The sequence below is a fragment of the Anaeromyxobacter sp. SG64 genome, from assembly GCF_022690745.1.
GTDB classification, from domain to species: Bacteria; Myxococcota; Myxococcia; order Myxococcales; family Anaeromyxobacteraceae; genus Anaeromyxobacter; species Anaeromyxobacter soli.
In genome coordinates, this window is the sequence record NZ_JALCZB010000127.1 from 1 (window position 1) to 10,595 (window position 10,595).

The following is a 10,595-nucleotide window of genomic DNA, read 5'->3' on the forward strand; positions in this document are numbered from 1 at the left end:
GCCTCGGGCGGCCCCGTGGAGGAGACGCGGGCCGCGGGCGGCACGCAGGTGCGCGCCGGGGAGGCGGCGGCCGCGCCCGCGTAGGCGCGGCTGCGCGTGCGCGCGAACGGCCGCGAGCGGACGCTCCCGGTGACCGCCGCCGGCGTGGTCGTCGGCAAGGACCCGACCTGCGACGCCCCGCTCGACGATCCCTACGTCTCCGCCCGCCATCTCCGGATCGAGGCGCGCGGCGGCGGCTGGCACGTCGTGGACCTCGGCTCGACGAACGGCACCTTCATCTCGGGGGCGCGCATCTCCCAGGCGCAGCTCCCGCTCGGCGTCCCCGTCTCGCTCGGCGACGCGGAGCTCGTGCTCGAGCGGCGCGACGCGCCGGAGCCGGCGCGCGCCGAGGCCTTCGAGGGGATGACCACGCGGGACGCGGCGATGCGGCAGGTCTTCGAGCTCGTGGAGCGCGTCGGCGCGTCCGACGCGGCGACGACGATCCTCGGCGAGACCGGGACCGGCAAGGAGCTCGTCGCGCGCGCCCTGCACGCCCGCTCGGCGCGCCGCGACGGGCCGTTCATCCCGGTGAACTGCTCGGCCATCGCGGAGACGCTCATCGAGTCCGAGCTCTTCGGCCACGAGAAGGGCGCCTTCTCCGGGGCGGAGCGGATGCGCAAGGGGGCCTTCGAGGAGGCGGACCGCGGCACGATCTTCCTCGACGAGATCGGGGAGCTCCCGCTCGACCTCCAGCCGAAGCTCCTGCGCGTGCTCGAGCTCGGGGAGGTGAAGCGGGTCGGGGCCTCCCGCCCGATCCAGGTGAACGTCCGGATCGTCGCCGCCACCCACCGCGATCTGCGGGCCCAGGTTCGGGCGGGGCGCTTCCGCGAGGACCTCTTCTACCGGCTCTGCGTCGTGCCCATCACGGTCCCGCCCCTCCGCCAGCGCAAGGGCGACGTCCGCGCGCTCGCGGAGGCGTTCCTCTCGCGCGCCGCGCCGCGCGGGCTCCCCGTCCGCTGGAGCCCCGAGGCGCTCGCCAAGCTCGAGGGGTACGACTGGCCGGGCAACGTCCGGCAGCTGAAGAACGTCGTCCAGCGCGCGCTCCTGTTCCGCGGCGAGGGCCAGAGCATCTCCGCGAGCGCCGTGACGTTCGAGGACACGCGCGCCGCGCCCGGCCTCACCGGCGACGACGACACCCTCTACCTGCCCGGCCTCACGCTCGAGGACATCGAGCGCGAGGCCATCCGGCTCTCCCTGCGGCGCAACGGGGGCAAGCGCGCGGCGGTCGTGAAGGAGCTCCGGATCGCGAAGAGCACCGTGATGAAGCGCATCGGCCAGTGGGGGCTCCACGACGAGGGGCGCGTCGCGGGCGACCCGGCCGAGGCGGAGGACGACGCGTAGGCGAACGCGGCGGGCGCTGGGCCCCGACTCGCGCCGCGATCCCGGGGCGGCTACTCCACGCCCGTGAGATCCGGGTCCGGCGGCCCGGGCGGCGGGCCGTGCCGCTCGAGCACCGCCCGCTGCTCCGCGAGGAGGGCGGCATCGTCGCCGACCGCGGGCGTGAGCGGCAAAAGCCGACCGTCGTACAGCCGGCCCGACGGCTTCACCTTCGTGCGCGCCTCCGCCTCGCCCGCGCGCCGCTCCTGCGTCGCGACGAGCTCGCGCAGCACGCGCCGGTCCTCCTCGCGGGTGGCCCGCTCGGCGCGGCGGCGCGCGAGGTCGATCGAGCGCCGGATCGAGGCGAGCTCCGCCTCGGCCTTGCGCGGCGCACCCGCGTCGCCCCAGGCGCCCCTCGTGTCCGGCCAGAGCGTGAGGATCCCGAGGCCCCGGCCCCGCTCGCCGGCGGCGGTCACGAGCGTCGCCGCGGCGGGCGCCGCGTCGAGGCGCCGGGCGTCGTGGGCGAGCACCGCCACGTCCACGCCGGGCACCTCCCGGACGAGGGCCCGCCCCTCGCCGTCGGGCATGTGCAGGAGCGCGACGACGACGGTCGCGCCGCTCTCGCGGAGCGCGGCCGCGGCGGACCGGACGGCGGCGACCGGCTCCGAGGCGACGAGGCCGCCCGGGTACGGCCCCGCGGCCCCCGCCGCGCGCCACCCCCCCCCCCCGCCGCCCCCCCCGACGACCCCCCGGCCCGGGAACGGGTGGGTCCCGTCGGGCAGGGCGAGGTTCAGGGACAGGAGCGGGACCCCCGCGGCGGCGGCCTCGCGCGCGAGCCATCCGGGGCCGAGGGCGAGCTCGCGCTCGCCCACCGCGAGCGCCGCGTAGCGCATGCGCCCCATCGCGGACAGCACGAGCCGCGCGCGCGCGGTCGCGGCGGCCTCCCTCGCCGCGTCGAGCGCGGGGGCGTGGAAGAGCGCGTCGCCGGCGTCCACGAGGAGCGCCGGCGCGTCGCGCCGGGCCGCGTCCACCGCGCTCGCTCGACGGGCAAGACCGCCCGTCGGCTTCACGCGTCAGCCACAGGGCCCGACCTCGCCGTGCCCGTCGCCGGTGAAGAGCACCTGCACCCGGCGGCCCTCCGGCGCGACACGATCGGAGTGGGCGCAGGCGGCGGCGAGCGCGAGGAGCGCGGCGGCGAGGGTTCGCACGGTGACGGGAGCTTAGCACCGCGCGTCCACGGGCGAACCCGCCGCCGGGGGGCCCGCCGGCGGGAGAGACACGAAGGGCGGCGGCGCGGGGCTCCCGCGCGCGCCGCCCCCGTCGAGACCGCTACTGGCGCTTGCGCGCCGGCGGCGCGGGCTTCCGCTTCGGAGCGGGCGGCGCCAGCGCCTTGAGCCGCTCCTTCGCCTCACCCGCCGCGTCGGCGCGCGGGTAACGCTCGAGGAGCTGCTCGAGGACGGCCTTCGCCTCCGCCTTCATCTCGAGCTTCAGCATGGCGTCCGCCGCGCCCAGCATCGCGTCGGGGGCCCGGGCGGACTTCGGGAAGTCCTCGGCGACCTTGCCGTAGGCGAGGAGCGCCTCGCGGAAGCGCTTCTGCTCGAAGAGCAGCTGCCCGGCGCGGTAGCCGGCGTCGGACGCGCGCGCGTCCGACGGCCACTTGCGCACGTACTCCTCGTACAGCTCGCGCGCCACGCCCTTGTTCCCGGCCTCGTCCTCCTTCGCGGCGAGCGCGAAGAACGCGGCCTTGTCCTCCGGGCGCTGGAGCGTGGCGAGGCGCTGCTTCGCCTCGAAGGCGTCGAGCGCGCCCGCGCCGCGCAGCGCGGCGAAGCGGCCCTCGGTCTCGGTGCGCAGCGCGTCGACGTTCCGCTCGATCTCGCCGAGCCGGTGCTGCTCGACCTCGACGTCGCCCTTGTACTTCGCGAAGTCGTCCTGGAGGTGCTGGAGCGTGACGCCGAGATCCGCGCCGCTGCGGCGGGCGGCGCGGTTCAGCTCGTCGATCTTCGTCTGCACCTCGGCGATCTTCTGATCGAGCTTCGCCACCCGCTCGCGGACGAGCTCACGCTGCTCGTCGAGGCGCCGCTGGTTCTCGACGTTCTGCGTCTCGAGCTGCTGGAGGCGAGCCTCCATCTGGCGCCCTCTCTCGATGGGCACCCAGCAGCCGGCGAGGAGCGCGAGCCCGAGCGGCGCCGCGCGGCGAAGCATCGTCACTGCTACCGCTCCACCTGGAACTCGACGCGGCGGTTCTGCGCCCAGCACGCCTCGGTCGACTCGGAGCAGAGCGCCTTCTCCTCGCCGAAGCTCACGGTGTCCATCTTGCCCTGGACGCCGAGATCCTCGAGGTACTTGCGCGCGGCCTCGGCGCGGCGGTTGCCGAGGGCGATGTTGTACTGCGTCGTGCCGCGCTCGTCGGCGTAGCCCTGCGCGACGACCTTCTTCGCCGGGGAGCCCTTCAGGCAGTCGGCGAGCTTCTGGAGCGTGCCCTGCGAGTCGGACGAGAGGTTCGACTGGTCGAAGCCGAAGCGGACCGTGAACGCGCCCGTGTCGGTGCACTCGCTCGAGGCCTGCGGGGCGCGCGCCGCGCACTTGCCGTCCTGGCACTGCTGATCGGGGCCGCAGTCACGGTCGGAGGCGCAGGTGCCGGCCTGGCGCGCGACGCACTGCTCGTTAACGCAGGACTGACCGGGGGCGCACTGGTCGTCGGTCGTGCACTGGGGCTTCGGCACGCAGCGGGAGTCACGGCAGGCGAACCCGTCCTTGCAGTCCGTGTCCGCGGCGCACTCCTGGCAGCGGCCCTCGACGCAGACCTTCCCGTAGCCCTCCTGCTTGGCGCAGTCCGCGCTGGACTTGCACTCACCGGGCTTCACCTTCGGCTTGCACGCGCCGAACGTGAGAGCGCCAGTGACGAAAAGTGCGAGAAGGAGAACGCGACGCATGTGACCTCCGGGGATCTTCCGTTCGATATCGATGAGGTGGGGGGGACCCGGGCCATACAACTCGATCCAGGACCGATGTCAAAGCTTTTCCACCGCGGCGCATTAACATCGCCGAATGCCTGCCACGATCCTCGTCGTGGACGACGAGAAGAACATCCAGCTCACGCTCTCCCGCGCCCTCTCGATGGAGGGATATGTGGTCGAAGCTGCGAGCGGCGGACGCGAGGCGCTCGAGAAGATCGCGGCGCTGCCGGTGGACGTCGTGGTCATGGACGTGCGCATGCCGGACCTCGACGGCCTCGCCGTGCTGCAGCGCGCGCGAGAGACGCGGCCCGACCTGCCCGTCGTGATCATGTCCGGGCACGGCTCCATCGACACGGTCCGCAGCGCCTTCAAGCTCGGCGCGTTCGACTACCTCGAGAAGCCGATCACGCAGCGGGACAAGCTCCTCGTCGCGGTGAAGAACGCGCTCGCCCTGCGCAGCCTGCGCGAGGAGAACGCGGAGCTGCGCCGCGCGGCGGGCCGGCTCGACATGATCGGCAGCGGGCCCGCGATGCAGCGGCTCTTCGAGCTCGTGCGCCGCGCCGCGCCGTCGGAGGGGCGCGTCCTCGTCACCGGGGAGAACGGCACCGGCAAGGAGCTCGTCGCCCGCGCCCTCCACGAGAGCTCGCGCCGGAAGGCGGGGCCGTTCGTGAAGCTCAACTGCGCCGCCGTCCCGGCGGAGCTCATCGAGAGCGAGCTCTTCGGCCACGAGCGGGGCGCGTTCACCGGAGCGATCGCGGCGCGCCGCGGCAAGTTCGAGCTCGCCGACGGCGGCACGCTCTTCCTCGACGAGGTCGGCGACATGCCGGCCGCGATGCAGGCGAAGGTGCTTCGCGTCCTGCAGGAGGGCGAGTTCGAGCGTGTCGGCGGCGCGCACACGTTGAAGGTGGACGTGCGCGTGGTCGCGGCGACGAACAAGGACCTCCCCGCCGAGGTCCAGGCGGGCCGGTTCCGCGAGGACCTGTACTACCGCCTCAACGTCGTCCCCATCCACGCGCCGCCGTTGCGCGAGCGGAAGGAGGACCTCCCCGCGCTCGCCGTCCACTTCCTCGCGGAGGCGTGCGAGCGGAACGGGCGCAAGCCCATGCGGCTCGAGCGCGACGCGCTCGCCGCCCTGCAGGCGCACGAGTGGCCCGGAAACGTCCGCGAGCTCAGGAACCTCGTCGAGCGGCTCGCGATCCTGAGCGACGGCCCGGCGATCGGCGCGGAGGACGTCACGGCGATGCTCCCCGGCGCCCGCCGTCCCCGCACCGAGCGGTTCCGCCCCGGGGCGTCGTTCCACGACCTCGTCGAGGAGGCCGAGCGCGAGATCATCCTCGGCGCGCTCGACGCGCACGCCGACAACGTCTCGGAGACCGCGCGCGATCTCGGGCTCGAGCGCAGCCACCTGTACAAGAAGATGCGCGCGCTCGGGGTGAAGCGCGGCGGCGAGGGTCCGTAGGGAGGAGACGACGCCCGCGCCGCGCCGGCCGCGCGCGGGCGTCCCGGGCGCGGTCCGGGGGCCCCGGCCCGGTGGGCCGGGCGTGTCCCCTCCCCCACACCGCGGCGTGTCCGGCCGTCCACGGTCCGAGGAATGGCGGCCCTGCCCCGCTGTTCCTCGCTGTCGGGACGCCGGCCGAGGCCGCTGGCACGGCGACTGCTCACGCGCGCCAGGGACATGCGAGACCGCGCTCGACCCGCTTTGCCCCACCCTCCCGCCGGCGCTATCGTTCGACCCCTCGACTTGGACACCCCCCCGCCCAGCGCCCGCCCGTACGCCCGCTCGCCGGGCGATCCAGCCCTCCCCGAGGAGTCCCCCCGCTTGCGTCGTCTCTCGCCCCGTGCCCTCCGCCTGCTCCGCCACGGTGGCCTCGCCGCCCTCGTCCTCGCGCTCCTCGGCGGGGTCCTCATGTTCGCCTGGACCCGCGAGCTCCCCGCCTTCGACACGCTCAAGGACTACGAGCCGCTCGTCTCGACGCGCGTGTTCGGCGTCGACGGCAAGGAGGTGTTCCAGTTCGCGCGCGAGCGGCGCACCGTGGTGCCGCTCGAGGAGATCCCGCCCGTCCTGCGCAAGGCGGTGCTCGCCGCGGAGGACGCGGGCTTCTACGAGCACGAGGGCGTGAACTACCTCGCGATCGCGCGCTGCGCCGTGAAGGGGCTGCTGCGCGGCGGCGTCGCCTGCGGCGGCTCGACCATCACCCAGCAGGTGGTGAAGACGTTCCTCCTGTCCTCCGACTGGAAGGTGAAGCGGAAGGTGAAGGAGCTCATCCTCGCGCCGCGGCTCGAGGAGAACCTCTCGAAGGACGAGATCCTCTACCTCTACCTGAACCAGATCTACCTCGGGCACCTGCGCTACGGCGTCGAGGAGGCGAGCCGGTTCTACTTCGGCAAGAGCGTGCGCCAGCTCGCGCTGGGCGAGGCGGCGACGCTCGCCGGGATCGTCCAGTCGCCCATGCGGCTCTCGCCGGTGAACCACCCGGAGCGCGCCAAGGAGCGGCAGCGCTACGTCCTGCGCCGGATGGCGGAGGAGGGGTTCATCACCGAGCAGCAGGCGGCCGCGGAGGCCGCCCGCCCCATCGTCACGCGGCCGCCGGAGCACGACGTACCGGGGGTGTGGTACGCGGACGCGGTCCGCCGGATCCTGGACGAGAAGTACGGGGCGGAGGTGGTCGAGACGCAGGGCCTGCAGGTCGACGTGGCGATGGACGCGGGCATGCAGCGCGCCGCGGAGAAGGCCCTCGAGGGCGCGCTCCGCGCCGTCGACAAGCGCCAGGGCTGGCGCGGCCCGATCGTCCACCTCGAGCCGAAGCAGGTCGAGGCGGCGATGCCCCTGTGGCGGGAGCGGCTCGCGGGGACGCGGGCCCGGCCGGACCAGGTGTTCGTGTGGGATCTCGCCTCGGTGAACCCCGAGGACATCGAGCCCGCCGAGGAGCAGGAGAAGGACGTGGCGCGGATGGCGCGCGCACGGCTCCTCGAGACGGGCGAGGTGTACGCCGGGCTCGTCACGGCCGCGAGCGACCGGAGCGCCACCGTCGACCTCGGCGGCGCGAAGGGGGAGATCGCGATCACCGACGCCCAGTGGGCGCGCAAGTGGAACCCGACCTCCGCCACCGCCGCGCCGCGCAAGATGTCGTCGGTGGTCCGCCCCGGCGACGTGGTCCCGGTGCGCGTGCTCCCCGCCAAGCTGCCGCCGCAGCGCGCGGCCGCCGAGGGCAAGGCGCTCAGCCTCGCCCTCGAGCAGACGCCGAAGGTGCAGGGCGCGCTCGTCGCGATCGACCCCGTGTCCCGCGGAGTCCGCGCCCTCGTCGGCGGCTACGACTTCCGCACCTCCCAGTTCAACCGCGCCACCCAGGCGCGGCGCCAGCCGGGCAGCGCGGTGAAGCCGTTCGTGTGGGGCGCGGCCATCGAGTCGCGCCGCTTCACGGCCGGCACGGTCGTCTACGACACGCCCGACCTCTACCGGGACCCGTGGACGGGCAAGGAGTGGAAGCCGCGCAACTTCGAGAAGGACGCCTTCGAGGGCCCGATGCTCCTCACCACCGCGCTGGCGCAGTCGAAGAACACGGTCTCGGTGAAGCTCGTCGACGCGCTCGGCGTGGACCCGGTGATCGGCTTCGCCCACCGCATGGGCGTCTCCTCGGAGCTGCCGCGAAACCTCACGCTCGCGCTCGGGACGGGCGAGGTGTTCCCCATCGAGCTCGTGAACGCCTACGCCTCGATCGCGGCGCGCGGGTTCTACTCCGAGCCGGTGCTGCTCGTGCGCGTGCGCGACCGGCACGGCAACGTCCTCGAGGACCACCCGGCCGCCGTCCCGCCGTGGAAGGCGGAGGCCACCGCCGAGGCCCCCGCCGCCCCGTTCGCCGACGGCACCGAGGGCGCCGACAACGTCCAGCCGCACGAGGCCGCGCCGCCGCCCGAGTTCACGATCCCCGAGCAGGGCACCCGCCCCGACGTCGCCTTCGTGGTGCAGAGCATGATGCGCGCGGTGGTCGAGGGCGGGACGGGCGCCGCGGCGCGCGCGCTCGGGCGGCCCGTCGCGGCGAAGACGGGGACGGCCCAGGAGCACCGCGACGCGTGGTTCGTGGGCTTCACGCCCGAGCTCGTGGCGGGCGTCTGGATCGGCTTCGACGACCACACGCCCCTCGGGCCGCGCGAGACCGGCGCGGGCGCGGCGCTCCCCGCGTGGCTCGCCTTCATGCAGGCGGCGGTCGGCGGGCAGCCCGCGGCGGACTTCGCCGCGGTCCCCGGCGTCGAGCTCGCGCGCGTCGATCCCGCGACCGGCCAGCTCGCGCCCGAGGAGGCCGACGCGCCGTCGCTCGCGTTCCTGGCCGGCACCGCCCCGGCGGAGGCGGCGCGGAGCGACGCGGGCGCCGCGCCCGCCAACTTCTTCATGGACGACCACTAGCGCCGTGCCGCTCGGGCTCCCGCGGGCGGCGGTGCCGCCGCGAGGGCCGAGCGCGCGGTGGGGCCTCGATCGATCGGGCGAGCGCGCGGTGAACCAGCGGCCGCGACGGCTCCCACGGCCGCGGGACGTCGGAGGAGGAGCGGCCCGGCAGTCGGTTCACTGATTGTGTTACACAAGGGGCCCTCCCCCGCGAGACGATTGTCCGTGGAGGCGCAGGAGGCGTATCCGTTGCGCGCATCACGGAGCACGCCTCCCCGGGCCCCGATCACCTCTGGCAAACGCGAGGACTGGACTCGCTCGCGTCTTCCTCGCGTCGACATCGGGTCACGGCATCATCCTGCGCCGAGCCACGCCGTGCGGCGCAGGGTCCGGGGAGGAGGAGGCGGCGACACCCCGGGGCGTCATCGCGTCCCTGGGTGAACCTCGAGGTGGATCATTGCGGGGGAGGGAGAGATGGCCCGTTCGTGGAAGATGACCGGGATGTTCGCAGCGGGGGCGCTCGCCGTCGGGGCGATTGCGCTCGCGCCTGCGAGCGCCTCGGCCTGGGAGTGCCAGGTCAAGCTCGAGAAGAAGGTGGCGCTGGACGCCGACTGCAACGGCCAGGCGGACGACGCGGGCGGGTTCGTGGACAGCCTCTCGCCGGACGTCGACGAGTGCGTGGTCTACCGCTTCTGCGTCACGAACAGCAGCGGGGGGCAGCCGCAGGATCTCTCCGGCGTCAAGGTATCGGACGAGAAGCTCGGCATCGTGGACCTCGACTTCGGGACCGTCGCCGTCGGCGACACCGAGTGCAAGTACTTCCCGGCGGTGGAGTCGAATGACTCCCTCGTGTGCAGGGACATCGAGGGCACGAACACGGCGGAGGTCACCTCGGCGGTCTGCGCGGTGGACAAGGACAACGCCTGTGCCCGGACCGGCTCCGTCTGCGAGGACTCCGCGAACGTCGAGTGCAACCGCGGAGAGGGCTGCCTCACCCGGACGCCAGGCTTCTGGGGGAACCACCCCGACGTGACGGCGAGGTTCCTGCCCGTCACGAGCTGCGGCCGCACGCTCGACGACACCCTCGCCGGCGCAGGGGGCTCGGTGACCGAGGACCTGTGCTCGCTCGGCCGCGACAAGGACGCGTACGACTCGAACCAGCAGGCGCAGCTCGTCCGGCAGTGCGCCGCAGCGGCGCTGAACCTCGTGGCGAGCGAGGACCTCGGCGGCAGCTGCGGAGAGTCCGCCACTGCGCTCTTCGAGCGGTGCTGCACCTCCTGTGACACGGTCGGGGCGGGCTGCATCGGCGATCTCGACGCGTTCAACAACTCGCAAGACACGCTCCGCAGCGAGTCCGGTGGCGAGATCTCGCTCTGCCTGGCACCGCCCTGCAACGCCGAGCCGGGGCAGTGCAAGCTCGCGCGCGACAACGGCGTCATCAACCCCGTGCCGTGACGCGCGGACGCACTGGGCCGTAGTAGCGTAGCTGGCGGAGCGGCACCGAGGCGCGTTCGCGCACCTCGGCGCCGCTCTCGCCGCTGGCGCGGCGCCCTCGTCTAGGGCCGCCCCGCCTGACCGCGCCTCGCGCGGCGGCGCGCTCGCCCACTTCTTCGTGGACGACCGCTCGTTTTCGTGGTCGTCACTGGGGGCGATGCGCCTCGCCACCGCCGTGGTCGCCCTCGCCCTCGCGCTCCCCGCCGCCGCGGCGCCCCCCGCGCTCGGTGCGGCGGCCGACGCGCTCGCGGCGGAGATCGGCCCACCCGCCGAGGGGCGGCGCGCGCTGGCCCTCGCGGTGGAGACCCGCGCCCCCTCCCTCGCGCGCCCGCTCGAGGCCGCGCTCGAGCGCGCGCTCGCCGGCGCCGGCTACACCGTGACTCCCGTCCGTGGCGCGGCCGACGCCG

General features: G+C 74.4%; 8 protein-coding genes and 1 pseudogene. 5 read left to right on the forward strand and 4 right to left on the reverse strand.

Annotated elements, in window-relative coordinates; translation table 11 throughout:
• The first annotated feature begins 96 nt into the window (after nt 1-96).
• Nucleotides 97-1,380, forward strand: a complete 1,284-nt coding sequence (locus MNZ29_RS22105) for a sigma 54-interacting transcriptional regulator (protein WP_242356753.1) — start codon at nt 97-99, stop codon at nt 1,378-1,380.
• A 50-nt stretch (nt 1,381-1,430) separates the two neighbouring features.
• On the opposite strand, the gene MNZ29_RS22110 is transcribed toward MNZ29_RS22105, so the two are convergent.
• From MNZ29_RS22110 to MNZ29_RS22120, 4 genes are all read right to left on the reverse strand, one after another.
• A complete protein-coding gene (locus tag MNZ29_RS22110) occupies nt 1,431-2,387 on the reverse strand; it encodes a hypothetical protein (protein ID WP_242356755.1) in 957 nt (318 codons plus the stop codon).
• A 42-nt stretch (nt 2,388-2,429) separates the two neighbouring features.
• Complete coding sequence (locus tag MNZ29_RS24700) at nt 2,430-2,564, reverse strand: hypothetical protein (RefSeq protein WP_255821585.1); 135 nt, start codon at nt 2,562-2,564, stop codon at nt 2,430-2,432.
• 121 nt (nt 2,565-2,685) lie between these two features.
• On the reverse strand, nt 2,686-3,558 hold the full coding sequence (locus MNZ29_RS22115; protein ID WP_242340760.1) for a tetratricopeptide repeat protein: 873 nt from the start codon (nt 3,556-3,558) through the stop codon (nt 2,686-2,688).
• A gap of 8 nt (nt 3,559-3,566) precedes the next feature.
• Nucleotides 3,567-4,220 (reverse strand): OmpA family protein, encoded by a 654-nt coding sequence (locus MNZ29_RS22120; protein WP_242356757.1) that lies wholly within the window; start codon nt 4,218-4,220, stop codon nt 3,567-3,569.
• Between the two features lie 184 nt (nt 4,221-4,404).
• Between MNZ29_RS22120 and MNZ29_RS22125 the strand changes: the two genes are divergently transcribed.
• From MNZ29_RS22125 to MNZ29_RS22140, 4 genes and pseudogenes are all read left to right on the forward strand, one after another.
• Nucleotides 4,405-5,772, forward strand: coding sequence for a sigma-54 dependent transcriptional regulator (locus MNZ29_RS22125; protein WP_242356759.1), 1,368 nt, complete (start codon nt 4,405-4,407; stop codon nt 5,770-5,772).
• A 360-nt stretch (nt 5,773-6,132) separates the two neighbouring features.
• Entirely contained in the window at nt 6,133-8,715 is a 2,583-nt protein-coding gene (locus tag MNZ29_RS22130; RefSeq protein ID WP_242340763.1) for a penicillin-binding protein 1A, read from the forward strand.
• A 453-nt stretch (nt 8,716-9,168) separates the two neighbouring features.
• Entirely contained in the window at nt 9,169-10,149 is a 981-nt protein-coding gene (locus tag MNZ29_RS22135) for a hypothetical protein (protein WP_242340764.1), read from the forward strand.
• 196 nt (nt 10,150-10,345) lie between these two features.
• Nucleotides 10,346-10,595: pseudogene (locus tag MNZ29_RS22140) on the forward strand (VCBS repeat-containing protein); the annotation flags it as partial.

What these genes read in the sequence shown, in the direction of transcription:
- MNZ29_RS22115 (WP_242340760.1), bottom strand. Translation starts at nt 3,558, where the DNA reads ATGCTTCGCCGCGCGGCGCCGCTCGGGCTCGCGCTCCTCGCCGGCTGC.
- MNZ29_RS22125 (WP_242356759.1), top strand. Translation starts at nt 4,405, where the DNA reads ATGCCTGCCACGATCCTCGTCGTGGACGACGAGAAGAACATCCAGCTC.
- MNZ29_RS22135 (WP_242340764.1), top strand. Translation starts at nt 9,169, where the DNA reads ATGGCCCGTTCGTGGAAGATGACCGGGATGTTCGCAGCGGGGGCGCTC.